The 16,656-nt window shown below is 44.2% G+C and carries 19 protein-coding genes and 4 pseudogenes; 10 read left to right on the forward strand and 13 right to left on the reverse strand.

The window, feature by feature from the left end; all coding sequences use genetic code 11:
- Window positions 1-2 precede the first annotated feature (2 nt).
- Entirely contained in the window at window positions 3-365 is a 363-nt protein-coding gene (locus MAE_RS24035; protein WP_002736559.1) for a cupin domain-containing protein, read from the reverse strand.
- 104 nt (window positions 366-469) lie between these two features.
- On the opposite strand from MAE_RS24035, the gene MAE_RS24040 reads away from it, so the two are divergent.
- Window positions 470-922 (forward strand): SRPBCC family protein, encoded by a 453-nt coding sequence (locus MAE_RS24040; RefSeq protein WP_002796272.1) that lies wholly within the window; start codon window positions 470-472, stop codon window positions 920-922.
- An 18-nt stretch (window positions 923-940) separates the two neighbouring features.
- On the opposite strand, the pseudogene MAE_RS30970 reads toward MAE_RS24040, so the two are convergent.
- Window positions 941-2,228: pseudogene (locus tag MAE_RS30970) on the reverse strand (RNA-guided endonuclease InsQ/TnpB family protein).
- A gap of 26 nt (window positions 2,229-2,254) precedes the next feature.
- Complete coding sequence (locus tag MAE_RS35925) at window positions 2,255-2,380, reverse strand: hypothetical protein (RefSeq protein WP_002799771.1); 126 nt, start codon at window positions 2,378-2,380, stop codon at window positions 2,255-2,257.
- A gap of 318 nt (window positions 2,381-2,698) precedes the next feature.
- Between MAE_RS35925 and cbiT the strand changes: the two genes are divergently transcribed.
- From cbiT to MAE_RS24070, 4 genes are all read left to right on the forward strand, one after another.
- Window positions 2,699-3,289 (forward strand): precorrin-6Y C5,15-methyltransferase subunit CbiT, encoded by a 591-nt coding sequence (gene cbiT, locus MAE_RS24055; protein ID WP_002732225.1) that lies wholly within the window; start codon window positions 2,699-2,701, stop codon window positions 3,287-3,289.
- Window positions 3,290-3,331: 42 nt separating this feature from the next.
- The gene (locus MAE_RS24060; RefSeq protein WP_002796273.1) at window positions 3,332-4,249 is read left to right on the forward strand and encodes a phosphatidate cytidylyltransferase; all 918 of its coding nucleotides are present in this window, start codon (window positions 3,332-3,334) and stop codon (window positions 4,247-4,249) included.
- Between the two features lie 54 nt (window positions 4,250-4,303).
- A complete protein-coding gene (gene cobA, locus MAE_RS24065; protein WP_012267842.1) occupies window positions 4,304-5,821 on the forward strand; it encodes a uroporphyrinogen-III C-methyltransferase in 1,518 nt (505 codons plus the stop codon).
- 78 nt (window positions 5,822-5,899) lie between these two features.
- A complete protein-coding gene (locus tag MAE_RS24070) occupies window positions 5,900-6,307 on the forward strand; it encodes a hypothetical protein (protein WP_002782142.1) in 408 nt (135 codons plus the stop codon).
- Between the two features lie 67 nt (window positions 6,308-6,374).
- Here the strand turns inward: MAE_RS24070 and MAE_RS24075 are convergent, their stop codons facing one another.
- The 5 genes from MAE_RS24075 to bchM all read right to left on the reverse strand — a co-directional run bounded on the left by MAE_RS24075 (window position 6,375) and on the right by bchM (window position 9,137).
- Window positions 6,375-6,722, reverse strand: coding sequence for a carbon dioxide-concentrating mechanism protein CcmK (locus tag MAE_RS24075; protein WP_002796279.1), 348 nt, complete (start codon window positions 6,720-6,722; stop codon window positions 6,375-6,377).
- 104 nt (window positions 6,723-6,826) lie between these two features.
- Window positions 6,827-7,135 (reverse strand): carbon dioxide-concentrating mechanism protein CcmK, encoded by a 309-nt coding sequence (locus MAE_RS24080; protein ID WP_002782143.1) that lies wholly within the window; start codon window positions 7,133-7,135, stop codon window positions 6,827-6,829.
- A 51-nt stretch (window positions 7,136-7,186) separates the two neighbouring features.
- Complete coding sequence (msrA, locus tag MAE_RS24085) at window positions 7,187-7,681, reverse strand: peptide-methionine (S)-S-oxide reductase MsrA (protein WP_012267843.1); 495 nt, start codon at window positions 7,679-7,681, stop codon at window positions 7,187-7,189.
- Window positions 7,674-8,441: a 3-methyl-2-oxobutanoate hydroxymethyltransferase gene (gene panB, locus MAE_RS24090; RefSeq protein WP_002771218.1), complete on the reverse strand. Its 768-nt coding sequence runs from the start codon at window positions 8,439-8,441 to the stop codon at window positions 7,674-7,676. Before panB ends, msrA begins: the two co-directional genes overlap by 8 nt.
- A 3-nt stretch (window positions 8,442-8,444) precedes the next feature.
- Entirely contained in the window at window positions 8,445-9,137 is a 693-nt protein-coding gene (gene bchM, locus MAE_RS24095) for a magnesium protoporphyrin IX methyltransferase (protein WP_002758172.1), read from the reverse strand.
- A gap of 211 nt (window positions 9,138-9,348) precedes the next feature.
- Here bchM and pyk point away from each other — a divergent pair, with 211 nt between their 5' ends.
- Entirely contained in the window at window positions 9,349-10,770 is a 1,422-nt protein-coding gene (gene pyk, locus MAE_RS24100) for a pyruvate kinase (RefSeq protein ID WP_002758171.1), read from the forward strand.
- A gap of 10 nt (window positions 10,771-10,780) precedes the next feature.
- Here the strand turns inward: pyk and MAE_RS35930 are convergent, their stop codons facing one another.
- Window positions 10,781-10,909 (reverse strand): hypothetical protein, encoded by a 129-nt coding sequence (locus MAE_RS35930; protein WP_269453947.1) that lies wholly within the window; start codon window positions 10,907-10,909, stop codon window positions 10,781-10,783.
- 75 nt (window positions 10,910-10,984) lie between these two features.
- Between MAE_RS35930 and modA the strand changes: the two genes are divergently transcribed.
- Window positions 10,985-11,782 carry a molybdate ABC transporter substrate-binding protein gene (gene modA, locus MAE_RS24105; protein WP_012267844.1) on the forward strand — a complete coding sequence of 266 codons (798 nt, stop codon included), beginning with the start codon at window positions 10,985-10,987 and terminating at the stop codon, window positions 11,780-11,782.
- Between the two features lie 196 nt (window positions 11,783-11,978).
- On the forward strand, window positions 11,979-12,116 hold the full coding sequence (locus MAE_RS33635; RefSeq protein WP_158303563.1) for a hypothetical protein: 138 nt from the start codon (window positions 11,979-11,981) through the stop codon (window positions 12,114-12,116).
- On the opposite strand, the gene MAE_RS24110 is transcribed toward MAE_RS33635, so the two are convergent.
- The 4 genes and pseudogenes from MAE_RS24110 to MAE_RS24125 all read right to left on the reverse strand — a co-directional run.
- The gene (locus tag MAE_RS24110) at window positions 12,096-13,364 is read right to left on the reverse strand and encodes an IS701-like element ISMae34 family transposase (RefSeq protein ID WP_012264345.1); all 1,269 of its coding nucleotides are present in this window, start codon (window positions 13,362-13,364) and stop codon (window positions 12,096-12,098) included. The two genes, MAE_RS33635 and MAE_RS24110, sit on opposite strands and share 21 nt — an antisense overlap.
- Window positions 13,365-13,440: 76 nt before the next feature.
- A pseudogene (locus tag MAE_RS24115) lies at window positions 13,441-14,153 on the reverse strand (IS630-like element ISMae29 family transposase); the annotation flags it as partial.
- Complete coding sequence (locus MAE_RS34445) at window positions 14,128-14,262, reverse strand: hypothetical protein (RefSeq protein ID WP_422730584.1); 135 nt, start codon at window positions 14,260-14,262, stop codon at window positions 14,128-14,130. The pseudogene MAE_RS24115 and the gene MAE_RS34445, both read right to left, overlap by 26 nt.
- A gap of 87 nt (window positions 14,263-14,349) precedes the next feature.
- Window positions 14,350-14,649: pseudogene (locus MAE_RS24125) on the reverse strand (helix-turn-helix domain-containing protein); the annotation flags it as partial.
- 74 nt (window positions 14,650-14,723) lie between these two features.
- On the opposite strand from MAE_RS24125, the pseudogene MAE_RS24130 reads away from it, so the two are divergent.
- Window positions 14,724-15,041: pseudogene (locus tag MAE_RS24130) on the forward strand (IS4 family transposase); the annotation flags it as partial.
- Window positions 15,042-15,379: 338 nt separating this feature from the next.
- Complete coding sequence (locus MAE_RS24135) at window positions 15,380-16,648, forward strand: IS701-like element ISMae34 family transposase (protein ID WP_012264345.1); 1,269 nt, start codon at window positions 15,380-15,382, stop codon at window positions 16,646-16,648.
- Window positions 16,649-16,656: the final 8 nt, after the last annotated feature.

The following is a 16,656-nucleotide window of genomic DNA, read 5'->3' on the forward strand; positions in this document are numbered from 1 at the left end:
GTTTACTCAAAGATAATTTCGTCTTCTAGTCGCCAAGCAGGATCGACAATGCACAAGAAAATTAAGGGTTCCTCCCCACAATTATGAATATATTGTTTAGCTAGAGGAGGTATATAAATGGCAGCACCGACAGTCACTAATTGCACTTCCTCATCGATGTGCATTTCCCCTTGTCCTTGCAAAATATAATAAACTTCCGCAGTTTTTAAAGCGTGGGGAGTAGAAGTTTCCCCCACATCTACCCAGGCGTGGGCTAAACTATAACGTAGATTTAACGGCTGTTTATCGGGATGCAATAACTCGCGCAATCGGGTATGATCACCGGCGATGAATTCCTCACATTCGAGCAGTTTTCTGATTAACATAGTAAAATTAAACCTCGAAGATTGTTTTTATTTTATCATTGAGTCAAAAGCTAAAGACTAATAGCCGTTATCATAGAAATATTCAGCATCGCCAGAATTAACGAATGACTTGGTTAGAACATAGTGTACAGGTAGAAGTGGACGCGCCGATCGATCTGGTTTGGGATCTCTGGTCAGATTTAGAACAAATGCCCCAGTGGATGAAATGGATCGAATCGGTGAAAATTCTAGAGGAGGAGCCAGAGCTTTCCCGTTGGAAGTTAGCCAGTGGTGGTCTAGAATTTACTTGGTTGTCACGGATACTGAAAATTGTCCCCCACCAGATGATTCAATGGGAATCCGTGGACGGTTTGCCTAACCGCGGGGCCATTCGTTTTTATGACCGTCATGGTAGGAGTATTGTGCGACTGACAGCAGCCTATGCTATACCAGGTTGGTTAGGAAAATTGATGGATAATCTTTTCCTCGGTCGAGTGGTGGAATCAACCCTGCAAGCCGATCTAGAGCGTTTTCGCCTTTATGCTCTCAATATTGTCAATAATACGCCGCCAAGGTGAGTTGACATACTCCCACCGTCAAGCTACGCTGTGACGGGGGATTCTTTCCACATCGCTGTTAGAAATTCCTTGTTCAACGAGACAGCTTAGATTCTCAATGTCTCCACTGAAAACCCAGAGGTCGGACTCTCCCAAGGCGTTTGGGTCGGTTTCTGTTTGCCCAACAGTACCGTTGAGATGATTTCCCAAATATTGTAACCCTTTTTTAAGAATATTTATTGCTGCATTATGATCCCTATCCAAGACTGTTTTACAGTTAGGACATTGATGAGTTCTAGTGCTTAATGTTTTTTGAACTCTTGTTCCACAAACTGAACAATCTTGAGTCGTGAAATGGGGAGGAACAGCAACACAAACAATCCGATAAATCTTGGCAAAATAATTCAACCATTCAGTGAATTGATACCAAGAAGCATCAGAAATCGACTTAGACAGCTTACGGTTTTTGACTAAGTTTCTTACCTTTAAAGCTTCATAGACTACCAGATCATTAGACTGGACTAACGCCAAAGCGTCTTTAATTGCTTTGTCTTTACGTTGTCTTGACACTTTAAGATGAAGCCTAGCTACTTTTATCCGTTGCTTGTGATAGTTGTTAGACTGTTTCTTTCCTTTACGAAATCGTTTTGATAATCTCGTTTGTGCTTTTTTAAGTCGTTTTTCTGACTTGCTTAAATAACGGGGATTCTCTACAGTATTGCCTTGAGCGTCAGTATAAAACTCTTTTAACCCTAAGTCAATTCCTGTTATTTGTCCCGTTGGTTTATGGTATTCTTGCCGTTCTACGTCAATCAAAAACTGGCAATAATAACCGTCAGCACGTCTAACAACTCTTACCCGTTTAATCTGTTGCTCTGAATAATAAACTAAGGTTTTTTGACTACACCATAAATCAAATTCTCCTGCTTTAAAACCATCAGTAAATCTGATTTTACGTCGATTATCAGATAGTTTGTAGCCCGTTAGTTTGTATTCAACCGAACGGCTATGCTTTTTGAACCGAGGAAAACATTTTTTCCCTGGTATCTGGGCATCGACAATTCTGGTAAAACCGATTAATTGATTGCCAGGCTCTATCAGCAGCCGATTGACGAGCTTGAGAGTTTAATTTATTAACCCAAGGTGTTTCTTTGTTGTCTGCTAGTACAGCACAAAGTTTTTGGAGATCATTGCGGGTTGTCCCCTTATTGTCCATCCAATAACGAACACAAGAGTTACGCACAAACTGAGAAGTTCTGATAGCTTCATCAAGCTGGTGATATTGCTCTGGGGTTCCGTTTTTTAGCTTTGCTTCTACGACTAGCATCTAACAATTCTCGACCATTGGCTAAATTAAATATAACACAGTTTACCCACAGATGATGGAATTAAACCGATGCTACGCGGTTGATATTCTGGTCGGATTTCATCCCCCGCAAAGGTGAGTATCTTGTCAAAAAATGTAGCGGGGGCATTCATCCGACATTTTCGGTAATAGTTTCCTATAATTAGGATTTTATCTCTAGTGGGACTTAGACAAAAAACAAATCGAGAAAAGCCTCAACTCCAATCCCCGCTTGGGATTTACTTCGAGAAGCCCAAAATCGCTGAAACCCAGATATATCAAGGAAAATCATCAATCGAGGTTAACCCTTTGTCCCGTAATGGTTTGAGCCTTTTTTGCTGACCGAAAACGCCTAAGTCCCACTAGAAAAGTCCCTGTTTACTTAATAAAGAAACTTGGACAAATTTATATAATAATGCTTGGTAGTGAAGCTTCTCAATAATTGATTCCCCATGACTTGGTTATATAAAACCCCCGGTATTCCCGATGAATTGTTTGAACGTTTGCCTGGGATTCCCTTGAGTAAACGCGAGGTGAGATTATTGATGATTTCCGCTTTGAGGTTAGGTGATGGGGGGGTTTTCTGGGATATCGGGGCGGGAACCGGCACTATTCCCGTTGAAATTGGCTTATTATGCCCCAATAGTCCGATTATTGCCATTGAAAGGGATGAAGAAGTGGCGAGTTTAATCCGCCGTAATTGCGATCGCTTCGGGGTAAAAAATGTTACAGTTTTTGAAGGCAGCGCGCCCGATTGTCTGCCCAATATATCCCTAGCACCCGATCGCGTCTGTATCGAGGGCGGCAAACCGATTAAATCGGTTCTGCAAGAAGTGTGGCAATACCTGAAACCCAACGGCCGCATCGTGGCTACGGCCAATAATTTAGAAACCCTCTATCAATTTTCCGAAGGCTTTTCTAATTTACAGGCGCGTAATATCGAGATCGTACAAGCGGCAGTAAATCGCCTAGAAACTAGGGGTATTCACCAAGTTTTTGCCGCCGTTGATCCCATGTTCATCCTGAGTGGCGATAAACTTTAATTGGGGATAACCTTCCATAAAGTTTTCTTAATCTATATAATTATGACAATGCCGCCTAACTTCTCTGGATTAACCATGCCTTGGCCACGCATTGTCAGCGCTATTTTTGCTATTGCCTTCGCACTGGGAATTATTATCGTTGGGGGTTGGTATTTCACCCTCGGCATCGGTGTTATCGTCTTTTTGGGACAATTGGAGTATTTTCGCTTAGTTCGCGCTAAAGGCATTGAACCGGCCGCTAAAACCACTCTCGTAGTTTCGCAATTATTACTACTGACGGCAACTATGGCAGCCCCCCTCACCGATGCCATGTTTCCCCTCGCTGGGGCGTTAATTTGTTTTTATCTGCTCTTTCAGCCCAAAATGGCGACAATTGCCGACATTTCCACCTCAATTCTCGGTCTGTTTTATGGTGGTTACTTACCTAGTTATTGGATTCGTTTACGGGTCGGTTTTTCTCCTGAAAGTGGTCCCGTGGCTATGGCCAGTAACTTACCCCTGATGGGATATTGGCCAGAATCGTGGATGGAACCGAAATTATTCCCGGCCGCTTTGACGGTGACTTTTCTAGCTTTCGGTTGCATTTGGGCCGCCGATATCGGAGCTTATATCATGGGAAAATGGTTAGGTAAAACCATCTTATCGCTGATTAGTCCCAAAAAAACCGTGGAAGGTTCCTTTTTTGGCATTTTAGGCAGTATAGCGGTGGCCGAGGTGGGTGCTTGGTATTTAGATTGGCCCTATTGGCAGCTGACGGGCTTAATTTTGGGCTTATTAATTGGTATTGTCAGTTTATTGGGCGATTTGACCGAATCGATGATGAAACGCGATGCCGGGGTCAAGGATTCCGGGCAGTTAATCCCCGGTCACGGTGGTATACTTGATCGCACTGATAGTTATGTCTTCACCGCTCCCCTAGTATATTATTTCGTCACTTTACTGCTGCCCTGGTTGCGTTAGTAATTTGTTTCTTCTCCAAGTGCTAAATTAAAGATTAAACCCAAATTTGCGATTATGTCAGGAGTCGTCTATCCCCGGGGTAAAGTTTATCTTCTCGGTGCGGGAATCGGTCAGAGCAGTTTTCTCACCCTGCAAGCGCGAGCAATTTTAGCCACGGCCGAGGTTTTGCTGTATGATGCCCTAGTGGATAGTCAAATCTTCTCCCTCGTGCCGAAAACCTGTGTTTTAGTCGATGTGGGCAAACGGGGAGGACAACCCGGCGCCGAGCAAAATCAGATTAATCGGATATTGGTTAATTATTGTCAAGAGGGAAAACGAGTTATTCGGCTTAAAAGTGGTGATCCGGGGGTTTTTGGGCGAGTATATCCTGAAATGTTAGCCTTAAAGCGGGCTGGCTGTGATTTTGAACTGATAACTGGAATTTCCTCCGCTTTGGCCGCTCCTTTATTGGCCGGAATTCCCCTGACCGAAAAGGATATTAGTCGCTGTTTTGCGGTCTTGAGCGCTCACGATCCCGAGTCTCTCGATTGGTCAGCCTTAGCTAAAATTGATACACTGGTACTATTGATGGCTGGTCAGTCTTTAGGGCAAATTATCGAGAAATTATGCCAAAATGGGCGTAATATTCACGACTCGATCGCTATTATCCGCCAGGCGGGACGCAAGGATCAACAAATTTGGCGCGGCACTTTAGAAAATATTCTCGCTCAAACCGCCGGGGTGTCCCTCTCACCCTCTATTATGGTCATTGGTCAAGTTGTGGATCTGGCGATTATGTCCTCTCCCCCACCCCTAGGAGGTAAAACTATTGTTATTACCCGTGCCGCCGAGCAAACGAGTCAATTTAGCGAAATTTTGCAAAATCAAGGCGCAGAAGTTCTGGAAATGCCCGCTTTAGAGATTCGTCCCCCCGACCGTTGGCAAGGTTTAGACGATGCCATCGCTCAGTTACAAGAGTTTGATTGGCTGATTTTAACTTCTGCCAATGCTGTTAATTTTTTCTTTGATCGCTTGACATTTTGGGGAAAAGATGCTAGGGCTTTAGCGACCGTAAAAATCGCCGTGGTGGGCAAAAAAACCAGCCAAGTTTTGCACTCACGAGGATTAAAGGCGGATTTTATCCCGGGGGATTTTGTCGCTGATGCTTTGGTAAACGAGTTTCCCGACCCGATTAGGGGGCAAAAATTCCTCTTTCCTCGCGTGGAAACGGGAGGGAGAGAAGTCTTGGTTAAGGAATTAACGGCCAAAGCCGGTCAGGTGACGGAAGTGGCCGCATATTATTCCGGATGTCCCGCGCGCATGGATAGTCAGATCTGGGAAGCGTTTCGAGATGAAAAAGTCGATATAGTCACCTTTGCTAGTTCCAAAACCGTCCAGAATTTTTATCAGTTATTGCTGCAAGAAACGGCAGAATTATCGGTTAATTCCCTATTAGAAAAAGTTTGTCTGGCTTCTATCGGTCCGCAAACTTCAAAAACCTGTCAAGAGTTATTTGGTCGTGTTGATATCGAGGCGCGAGAATACACCCTAGAAGGGTTGACTAGCGCTCTAATCGAGTCGAGTAAGACCTGACATCCTCGCCGCCGTAAAAGAGACGGCGATTCCCAAACCTGACGATAAACAAAGCCATAAAAATCTAGGAATCTCCCCATGAGTAACCCTATTATCATTGAAACTGACTTAAAAGATATTCTCGCTAAACTTGACAATCGGTTAGAGCGAATCGAAACAAAACTAGAAGTATTGCCGAAAATAGAGACCGAAGTTTCCCAACTCAAAGAAGATGTCAGAAACCTGAAGGGAATCGAAACAAAACTAGAAGTATTGCCGAAAATAGAGACCGAAGTTTCCCAACTCAAAGAGGATGTCAGAAACCTGAAGGGAATCGAAACAAAACTAGAAGTATTGCCGAAAATAGAGACCGAAGTTTCCCAAATCAAAGAAGATGTCAAAGACTTGAAAGAAAGGGCAACGGCTCAAATATGGGCTTTGATAGTCACTGTTATCGGTGCAACTGTTGCAGCAATTATCAAATTCGGTTTTCTGACTAAAACTTAAATCATCATCAAAAACTAAGTTGGAACTAGACAAGTTCCAACCGATCACAAAAAATTGACCTTGAATATTAACGACGAATCGGAGCGATCACACCGTCGGCGGCGGCACGAAAAGGTTCCACTGCCTCGCTATAATCGATCGGTAAAATAGCCACCACGTTATCATGAGGACGGGGAATAATTACCCAGGTTTCTAAAGCTGCCCCCTCGGTTTTATTGACGGCTTCAATGCCGGCAGCCATAGCGGTTTTTACCTCCTGTACATCCCCACGAATATTGAGGGTAAAACGGGCGCTTCCTGCCCTTAAATAACCAACAATCGTGATCCGTCCTGCTTTTACCATCGCATCGGCGGCCGCTAGAATACCGGGGAAACCTTTGGTCTCGATCGATCCCACCGCGGGTTGGGCTGTCATAAATTAACTCCTAATAACAAAAATCAGATAAGTTTAATTGATAGAATCCAATCTATTTTCCAGTCTTTAACTATAGTCTAGTTTGGGGCCAATCGCTAGGGAAATTAACTGCGAAAACGGTCTGACTTAGCCGTATGCTGCACTGGTAAAACTGCCAGGACATTTTCTGGAGGATTCGGTACGATGTAATGACTGACCACATTACCACCAAAAGCGGTCATCGCCGCCGCTAATCCTGCCTCTACTGCCGGTTTAACCTCGGAAATCGGACCGCGAATCGCCACCAAAAATTCGCCCCTTTCCGCTAGATCGAAATAAACTAGGGTGACTCGTCCCCCTTTAACCATGGCATCCGCCGCCGCTAAAACGGGGGGAAAACCCAGTGTTTGAATGACTCCGACCGCCTCGGGCATTTTTCCTGATCTCCTGCGAAAGCAATTTTACATTATACCCCGAACCTGTATTTATATTTTCTTCTGGAAATCCCCGACCGATCGAGCCTGTTTTTTCTCCAAATACTGTTGATGGGACTGATCGGCCAGATAATAATCTCCTGCGGGTTCGATCAAAGTAACGATATCCTGCTGAAACTTTGCCGATAGTTGTAGTTGACGCTTGGAAGCAGTGGCGATTAACTTTTGTTCTGGGGTGTGATAAAAAATAATCGATCGATATTGTTCTCCCCGGTCCGGTCCTTGGCGATTTAACTGAGTCGGATCATGAATTGACCAAAAAACGGCTAATAACGCCTCGTAGCTTATTTCTTGGGGATTATGGGCAATTTGTGCCACTTCCGCATGACCGGTAATTCGCGATAACACATCGAGATAACTAGGATTGGGGAAATTTCCCCCCATATAACCCACAGAAGTCGCTAAAACACCAGGTAAACGCCGAAATGCGTCCTCAGTTTTCCAAAAACAGCCGGCACCAAAGGTAGCTTTTTCGCCGCTATTCATTTCCCCTCACATCCTTGGCAAATTCCACCACTGCTTTTGTAATTGTCTCGCTTAAATTAGCATAAACTTTGGCAAAAGGGGGAGCTTTTTCGGTTAATCCTAGGATATCCGCCGTTACTAACACCTGACCATCACAATCTTCCCCCGCACCGATACCAATCGTCGGGATAGTCAATTTATCGGTAATAGTAGCGGCTAAATTGGCGGGAATATGTTCCAAAACGAGGGCAAATACTCCCGCTTTCTCCAAGGCTAAAGCTTCCTCGATTAATCTTTGTGCATCCGATGGGGTTTTTCCCTGCTGACGGTATCCTAAGCGATGCACCGACTGGGGAGTTAATCCGATATGACCCATAACAGGGATGCCTATCTCGGTTAAACGGCTAATCGTCTCGATCATAGCGGGATAACCTCCCTCTAATTTTACCCCTTGCACTCCCGCTTCCTTTAACATCCTTCCCGCCGAGTTAATTGCCTGACTGACACTTTCCTGATAGCTGAGAAAAGGCAAATCACAGACAACTAAAGCTTGTTTTACCCCGCGAGACACGGCCGCCGCGTGGTGAATCATCGCCTCTAGGGTGATCGGTAAAGTGGTAGGATAGCCCAAAGCGGTCATAGCCAAGGAATCACCTACCAAGATAATATCAATTCCTGCCCGATCGAGCAGTCGCGCGATCGGATAATCCCAAGCTGTGAGGGTGACAATCGCGCGTTTTTGCTGTTTCCACTCGATTAATTTGCTGGTGGTGACTGCCATTATTTATTCACTGCGGACAGCTTCGAGGATACGGGAAAAATAGAAACGAGTGCTAGTCATACTCGTCCGTTCAATTTTAAAGCCATTTTCGTTGAGAGCGGCGACAATAGTTTTTTCCTTGTGTTGATAGGCGCGAGTGGTTTTACTCGGACCGGGGAAAAATTGACCAATTTTCTTGAGAATGGTTAATAAACAGGTTTTAGGGGCAAAACTGAGGATTAAACGGGATTGAGCTAGGGATCCCAGGTGTTTAATCATTCCTAATGCCTCTTCTGTGGGATAGTGAATGAGAACATCAAGACAGATGACCGTGTGATATTGGCCGGTTAATGCTTCTAAATCTTGAACGGCAAAGGTGAGTTTACTGGTATCTGCTAACTCTTTGGCTGCTCTTTCCTTGGCTTCTGTCACCATTTTCTCAGAAATATCACTGGCGAAAATAGTTGCGCCCGCTTGAGCGAGGGGAATACTAAGACTACCGACTCCACAACCGGCATCACAGATCGAGAGATTGGGCAAATTGTCATCACTTTCTAACCAACCGATAACGGTATCGATCGTCTGTTGATGACCGATGCGAATATCTTTTTGTACTTTGTTAACTTCGCCATCCCCATAAATCCGGCGCCAGCGATCGAATCCTGTGGCGTTAAAATAGTCCTTGACTATGGCTTTATCGTCTAATGTGTTGGTCATAACGAAATCTAAACGAGCGGAGATGGTTATTAGTTTATCCTACCGTGAAAGCTCTCAACGGTTGCTGCTGATAGCTGACTCCTGACTGCTCAGGAGCGGACCGGGAGCGATTGCAAGTCTGTGGAAAAGCTTAATTTGTTTTCCACTTCACTTTTAGTTAACCTAAAGTGAATATCATGTAATCGTCCCAAGATCGATTAGTAAGGGTTCCATGTCAATTATTACCCATAGAACTAAGATCGTAGCCACGATCGGCCCTGCCAGTAATTCGCCAGAAGTCCTCAAGCAGATGATCGGTGCGGGGATGAATGTAGCGCGGCTAAACTTTTCCCACGGTAGCTACGAAGATCATGCGAGAGTTGTTACCCTTTTACGGCAAATTTCTCAAGAATTAGACAATCCTATCACTCTCCTGCAAGATTTACAAGGGCCGAAAATTCGCGTCGGTAATCTCCCCAATGGTTCCATTACCATCAACGACGGCGATTATCTCACCCTTGTACCCATGGATGAGTATCGGGGAGAAGCGAACACCGTTTCGATCGATTATCCCTATCTGGCCGAGGAAGCCAAGTTAGGTGAGCAAATTCTCCTTGATGATGGCTTATTAGAGCTAAAAATCGTTGAAATTAACGGAAAAGACCTAAAATGTCAAGTGTTGGAGGGAGGAATTCTCAAAAGTCGCAAGGGAGTCAATCTACCCCGTCTCAATTTGCGCTTACCTTCCATGACCGAAAAAGACAAACAAGACCTAGAATTTGGTCTTTCTCAGGGGGTTGATTGGGTTTCCCTCAGTTTTGTTCGTAAAGGAGAAGATATCAAGGCGATTAAGGCATTTTTAGCCGAGAGAAATCATGCAGATATGCCAGTGATGGCTAAAATTGAAAAACCGCAAGCGATCGAAAATTTGGAGTCAATTATCGAGGAATGTGACGGAATTATGGTGGCCCGGGGCGATTTGGGGGTAGAATTAAGTCCCGAAAAAGTCCCCATGTTGCAAAAACGCATTATCAAACTCTGCAACATGAAAACTATTCCCGTCATCACTGCCACCCAGATGTTAGAAAGCATGATTAACAATCCCCGACCGACTCGGGCCGAGGCTAGTGATGTGGCTAATGCGATTATCGATGGAACCGATGCGGTGATGTTATCGGGGGAATCAGCAGTGGGAGATTTTCCCGTCAAAGCTGTGGCTATGTTGGCCAAAATCGCCCATGATGTGGAAGCGGATGTGAAGTTTGATAATGCTCCCCCCAATCAGTCCGATGAAACTCACGCTCTCAGTGAGGCTTTAGTGGCGATCGATCAAACCCTTGATCTCCGTTATATTGTCACTTTTACCACCTCTGGCTACACTTCGCTACTGGCTTCTAAGGAACGTCCCTCGGTTCCCGTCATTGCCATGACTCCCAATAAACGAGTCTATCACCGTCTCAATCTAGTCTGGGGTGTGATCCCGATTCTTCTTGATCATCAGGTGTCCGTCTTTGAGGATGTGTTAAAGCAAACGGAATCAATTCTGCTTCAGAAAAATCTAGCGCAATCGGGCGATAAAATCCTGATTATGGCGGGAATTCCCATGCAGAAAACTAAAGGCACTAATTTCCTCAAAATTCACAGGATTCCCTAAGTTCTAGGATTCAGGGGTCAGTATTCAGGAGATAGTATTCAGCTTTTTTCTCCCCACACCCCCACTTCCCCACTCCCCCATCTCCCCACCTCCCCATTCCCCACTTCCCCACTTCCCCAAGAAAAACTTTTTGCCGCAAACCCTAGATACAGATTTCGGGCGGTGGATTGGTTGTGATAGAAATATAAATATCGATCGCTTGCTATCAATCTTGATGAAAAGACGATATTTTCTGGCTTTTATCGGCTCAATTGTCCTTAGTTGCTTATTATCTCCAGACATAAACCTTTTTTCCTCTACTATCGCCACTGCACAAACCCAGACAATTCTAGTTTCTGCCGCCGCTAGTCTCAAAGATGCCCTAGAAGAAATCAAGCCGGGGTTTGAAAAAGCCCATGGCAACATTAAAGTTAACTATAACTTCGGTGCGTCGGGAGCTTTGCAACAGCAAATTACACAAGGTGCGCCGGCCGATGTTTTCGTCTCGGCCGCGACTAAGCAAATGGACGCTTTAGCAAAAGCTGGTTTGATCGATAGAAGTACCAGAAGAAACCTGCTCACTAATCGCCTAGTTTTAATCGTTCCCAAGAATTCCACCCTAAAAATTAGCGATTTTCGTTCCCTGACTAACAGTAATGTCCAAAGAATTGCCGTGGGTGAACCGCGCAGCGTTCCCGTCGGTCAGTACAGCGAAGAAGTTCTGAAAAATCTCGGCATTTTAGAGCAAATAAAACCAAAACTGGTCTTGGCCAACTCTGTCCGTAATGTTCTCGCCGCCGTAGAAACTGGTAACGCCGATGCTGGCATTGTTTACATCACCGATGCCAAAATTTCCGACCAAGTAAAAGTAGTGGCTACGGCTGCCAATAATCTCCATTCTCCGATTATTTACCCCATAGCTGTGATCAAAGCCAGTAAAAACCCGCAAGCTGCCAAGACTTTCGCCCAATATCTCACCGGCACAGCCGCTAAAAACATTTTTGAAAAATTCGGCTTCGGAATAGCCAGATAATTTAGGGGAAGTGGAGAAGTGGAGAAGTGGAGAAGTGGGGAAGTGGAGAAGTGGAGAAGTGGAGAAGTGGGGAAGTGGGGTAGTGGGGAATTTCAACTAAAACCCCAACACCCCAACACTCCAACACCCCAACACTCCAACACCCCAACACTCCAACACCCCAAAACCCCAAAACCCAACCCCTGACCCCTGAAAAATGCCAGACTTTTCCCCCCTATGGATATCTCTGAAAACCGCCACCATTGCCCTGATAATCATCTTTTTTCTCGGTATTGCCGCCGCTTATTGGATGTTAGTGGGACTTAAACAAATTTCAAGCCCAAACAAAGCCTAAACTGGCTTTGTAAGCGGCAAACACATCCCGATTCTCGGTCAGCCACTCAAAGAAACGGAAAGACATCGCTGTCCGAAAAGCTTCCAAGGCTTCCACAAAAGTGTTTAAAGGTCGATTCGCCCACTGCCTTTGCAATCCCCCAGTTAACTTATGCCACAGGATAAATGTATAGGCACAAAACACCAGGATAAAATGACGAAGTAAGCTTCGTTTATCCCTGACTTGATATTCCCTTAACCCTAACCATCCTTTGGCTTCTCGGTAGAATACTTCCACCCAATTTCTTTCGGTGTAAGTCCTCACTATCCACGAAGCTGTTACTGTATCTGCCTCAACTACATTGGTGATGAAATAGTCCACCTCTGTGGCTTTTTCCATTGAACTTGCATTCATGACGATCGCCAAGTTCCTTTCTCCTTCTAGTTGAGATATTTTCGCTCTGAATACCGCTACCCAAACCGTTTTTTCTTTATCTAGATTTAGGGTGATTTTCTCCCAATCCTTTTCTGATAGGCTTTTTGCTAGTTGCTCAAGCTGGATTGTTTCTTCCACACCCCCTTCTTTTTCAATAATTACTTTTCGATTTTTTGCCAATCCTCCTAAGTATTTTAGCTTTCTTTCTTCCAGGGCTTTGAGAAAATTTGTGTTGTTGCCATAACCAGCATCTATTAAGACGATTTTCGGTCGATAGCCTCTGGTTAAGCTCCGGTCAATTAAATCTATCGCTATCTCTGGTTTCTTCTTAAATTCTTTGTCTTCTTTCCCCTCGGCTAAGGAACTAGCCGGTTGATAAATTTCAATGTCTAGGGGGACACTTTTTTTGCCGTCGTAGAGATGGGTAGTGACGGCGACTATTCCGTTGTCTGTCTTGCCAATTTCTCCTAGGTACTGCCTGCCAACTCCGGCGGTCAGATTGCCACTTTTTCGATGTCCTGAGTCATCGACAATCAGGGAAAATCCTCGGGGGATTTGCGTCTGGCGGCATTGGTTCATCACTTGCAACCGACATTCATTCACCTGACGGTCTGACCAGGGAGATTCGGTCAAAAAGTGATGTAATCGGTTATAAACTACTCCGACGGCATTATTGGCCATTTGAGTGAGGTTTTTCCTCTCACTTTCCCCTAATAATCCTCCTAAATATTGTCTGAAGCCGTTTTTTTGCGCTTCGTTTTTGAAGCAATTGTCAAACCGCCGACACCATCGGTCAAAGCATGGGGGCATCGCGGCTGGGGTTGTCTCTTTCATCGCTGATCTTTCAACGTAAAGTGCTTACTCTTTAACGATTATACTCGATTTGATCTTTATTTGGCGTTTAAGTCCCACTATCCATGTCTGGGATACGACGCTCGAGACATTGACGATTCAAAACGCTCAACTCAATTTCTGCCATATTTAACCAGCTGCCATGTTTGGGAGTGTAATGAAATTCGAGTTTATCTAAAATTCTCTTGGCCTCTTCCGGTTCAAAGGCTTTATATAATGAGGCTTTTACATGAGTATTTAAGTTGTCTTGAATTACTCTAATTTTCTGGGCATCCGGATAACGCTCATCAACCAAATATTTCATTTGGTGTGCATAATCGCTCGCCGTCCTTTGTTGTGTAACTTCTACATGTCGCCAACCTTGTAATGGTTCAAAAAACATAAACATATTGGCTACACCATTACGCTCATATTGATAGTCATACCTTTCTGGTTCTCTCGGTTCGGCTGGTATTTTCTCTTTTGTTTCTTTGACTAATTGTTGACAACTCTCATCAAAACACAGCCAGGGATTTTGCTGGTCATACTCACTATGATAAATATCCAAGACATCTTCCATGGCACAGACAAACTCCGCTGATTCTTTTGGGGGAATGACCCATGATTGATTCAGCCATGGTTTCAATTCATTTTTTTTAAGGTTTTTCTGATGGTTTCTCGTGATATTTTTTCCACATATTCAAGTTCGACCATTTTATCTGCCAGCATTTGAAGTGTCCATTTTGCTCGTCCCGTTGGTGTTTCACTACAAGCGATGGCAATCAGATCTGCGGTTCTTCGTTACTTGGTATGGTTCGATCAGGGGGCATAAATAGGCTAAATCCTTATCTGGCAAGAGACTTAATTGATTAGCTCGTTCTAGATTGAAAACAATTGGCAAAAATCGAAGCAATGTCTTTCTATATAAGGGTTTCATCCCTTATAACTCCCGTCCATTGCATAACACAAACCGAAGAACCAGATATGCTTCCTTTTCCCCATCGATAATTTTGGCACGGCGATGTTCTTGCTTTTTTCGAGTTAATGATGATTCAATTCCTGACTCGACAAATCTTTGTCGTACTCTCTCAATGGTGGCTTGAGCAACATTTAAGGCTTCACTAATTTTCGAGTCAGTCCAACCACCTTCCTGTTGATTGACGTCTGCTAAAAGTAGTATTCTGGCATGGTTCATTTTGTAAGCTGCTATTTTTCCTTTCTTGGTTAGCTGCTCGAGTTCAGTTCTTTCGGAGTCTGTTAGCTCTACAATATATTTTTTCTTCGGCATTTTTTTGTCTGAAGTTGGATAACTTCTTCCAGATTAGCTCTTTTTTTATCCATCAAAACAAAATTGATGCTCTACTACTAGCCTTAATTAAAGTCAAAACCGTCAATCTGAGCGAGTTAGCAGTAGGATTTGGAGGTAAAGCCCTCAAAGAATCCAACTACAAGAGATTACAACGCTTTTTCCGCAACTTCGAGCTTGATTATTCTGAAATTGCGAAAATTGTCGTGGGTTGGTTGAAGCTCCCCCAGCCTTGGGTGTTGAGTCTTGACCGGACTACCTGGGAGTTGGGCGAGCATTGCTACAACATCCTGACTGTAGGCATAGTCCACGAAGGAGTCGCCATTCCCATCTTGTGGTGGCTGCTCAAGAAAAAGGGAAACTCCAACAGTGAGGGAGCATCTCACCTTTGCAATGAGCATAAATACTTAGTGGAAAAATAGGCTTTTCGAGGGTAATTCTTGTTTTAATTCTCCATGTACGCAGTCTTTAAAAGCCTCTATTTCGTTCCAAGACACGATTAAGAGTGGCTTTTAGGCTAAGTATAATTACTTATCGCGTAAGTGAGATGCTCCCAAATCCTAGATTGTCTCTACAGGGAAGTCAAAGACAAGTTAACTAAGAACCCACATTCCGCACCCTCAACTGTCACATAATGGGACTTAAACGCCAAATAAAGATCAAATCGAGTATAATCGTTAAAGAGTAAGCACTTTACGTTGAAAGATCAGCGATGAAAGAGACAACCCCAGCCGCGATGCCCCCATGCTTTGACCGATGGTGTCGGCGGTTTGACAATTGCTTCAAAAACGAAGCGCAAAAAAACGGCTTCAGACAATATTTAGGAGGATTATTAGGGGAAAGTGAGAGGAAAAACCTCACTCAAATGGCCAATAATGCCGTCGGAGTAGTTTATAACCGATTACATCACTTTTTGACCGAATCTCCCTGGTCAGACCGTCAGGTGAATGAATGTCGGTTGCAAGTGATGAACCAATGCCGCCAGACGCAAATCCCCCGAGGATTTTCCCTGATTGTCGATGACTCAGGACATCGAAAAAGTGGCAATCTGACCGCCGGAGTTGGCAGGCAGTACCTAGGAGAAATTGGCAAGACAGACAACGGAATAGTCGCCGTCACTACCCATCTCTACGACGGCAAAAAAAGTGTCCCCCTAGACATTGAAATTTATCAACCGGCTAGTTCCTTAGCCGAGGGGAAAGAAGACAAAGAATTTAAGAAGAAACCAGAGATAGCGATAGATTTAATTGACCGGAGCTTAACCAGAGGCTATCGACCGAAAATCGTCTTAATAGATGCTGGTTATGGCAACAACACAAATTTTCTCAAAGCCCTGGAAGAAAGAAAGCTAAAATACTTAGGAGGATTGGCAAAAAATCGAAAAGTAATTATTGAAAAAGAAGGGGGTGTGGAAGAAACAATCCAGCTTGAGCAACTAGCAAAAAGCCTATCAGAAAAGGATTGGGAGAAAATCACCCTAAATCTAGATAAAGAAAAAACGGTTTGGGTAGCGGTATTCAGAGCGAAAATATCTCAACTAGAAGGAGAAAGGAACTTGGCGATCGTCATGAATGCAAGTTCAATGGAAAAAGCCACAGAGGTGGACTATTTCATCACCAATGTAGTTGAGGCAGATACAGTAACAGCTTCGTGGATAGTGAGGACTTACACCGAAAGAAATTGGGTGGAAGTATTCTACCGAGAAGCCAAAGGATGGTTAGGGTTAAGGGAATATCAAGTCAGGGATAAACGAAGCTTACTTCGTCATTTTATCCTGGTGTTTTGTGCCTATACATTTATCCTGTGGCATAAGTTAACTGGGGGATTGCAAAGGCAGTGGGCGAATCGACCTTTAAACACTTTTGTGGAAGCCTTGGAAGCTTTTCGGACAGCGATGTCTTTCCGTTTCTTTGAGTGGCTGACCGAGAATCGGGATGTGTTTGCCGCTTACAAAGCCAGTTTAGGCTTTGTTTGGGCTTGAAATTTGTT

This window comes from Microcystis aeruginosa NIES-843 (assembly GCF_000010625.1).
GTDB classification, from domain to species: Bacteria; Cyanobacteriota; Cyanobacteriia; order Cyanobacteriales; family Microcystaceae; genus Microcystis; species Microcystis aeruginosa.

What these genes read in the sequence shown, in the direction of transcription:
- MAE_RS24035 (WP_002736559.1), bottom strand. Translation starts at nt 365, where the DNA reads ATGTTAATCAGAAAACTGCTCGAATGTGAGGAATTCATCGCCGGTGAT.
- MAE_RS24040 (WP_002796272.1), top strand. Translation starts at nt 470, where the DNA reads ATGACTTGGTTAGAACATAGTGTACAGGTAGAAGTGGACGCGCCGATC.
- MAE_RS35925 (WP_002799771.1), bottom strand. Translation starts at nt 2,380, where the DNA reads ATGAATGCCCCCGCTACATTTTTTGACAAGATACTCACCTTTGCGGGG.
- cbiT (WP_002732225.1), top strand. Translation starts at nt 2,699, where the DNA reads ATGACTTGGTTATATAAAACCCCCGGTATTCCCGATGAATTGTTTGAA.
- MAE_RS24060 (WP_002796273.1), top strand. Translation starts at nt 3,332, where the DNA reads ATGACAATGCCGCCTAACTTCTCTGGATTAACCATGCCTTGGCCACGC.
- cobA (WP_012267842.1), top strand. Translation starts at nt 4,304, where the DNA reads ATGTCAGGAGTCGTCTATCCCCGGGGTAAAGTTTATCTTCTCGGTGCG.
- MAE_RS24070 (WP_002782142.1), top strand. Translation starts at nt 5,900, where the DNA reads ATGAGTAACCCTATTATCATTGAAACTGACTTAAAAGATATTCTCGCT.
- MAE_RS24075 (WP_002796279.1), bottom strand. Translation starts at nt 6,722, where the DNA reads ATGACAGCCCAACCCGCGGTGGGATCGATCGAGACCAAAGGTTTCCCC.
- MAE_RS24080 (WP_002782143.1), bottom strand. Translation starts at nt 7,135, where the DNA reads ATGCCCGAGGCGGTCGGAGTCATTCAAACACTGGGTTTTCCCCCCGTT.
- msrA (WP_012267843.1), bottom strand. Translation starts at nt 7,681, where the DNA reads ATGAATAGCGGCGAAAAAGCTACCTTTGGTGCCGGCTGTTTTTGGAAA.
- panB (WP_002771218.1), bottom strand. Translation starts at nt 8,441, where the DNA reads ATGGCAGTCACCACCAGCAAATTAATCGAGTGGAAACAGCAAAAACGC.
- bchM (WP_002758172.1), bottom strand. Translation starts at nt 9,137, where the DNA reads ATGACCAACACATTAGACGATAAAGCCATAGTCAAGGACTATTTTAAC.
- pyk (WP_002758171.1), top strand. Translation starts at nt 9,349, where the DNA reads ATGTCAATTATTACCCATAGAACTAAGATCGTAGCCACGATCGGCCCT.
- modA (WP_012267844.1), top strand. Translation starts at nt 10,985, where the DNA reads ATGAAAAGACGATATTTTCTGGCTTTTATCGGCTCAATTGTCCTTAGT.
- MAE_RS33635 (WP_158303563.1), top strand. Translation starts at nt 11,979, where the DNA reads ATGCCAGACTTTTCCCCCCTATGGATATCTCTGAAAACCGCCACCATT.
- MAE_RS24110 (WP_012264345.1), bottom strand. Translation starts at nt 13,364, where the DNA reads ATGAAAGAGACAACCCCAGCCGCGATGCCCCCATGCTTTGACCGATGG.
- MAE_RS24135 (WP_012264345.1), top strand. Translation starts at nt 15,380, where the DNA reads ATGAAAGAGACAACCCCAGCCGCGATGCCCCCATGCTTTGACCGATGG.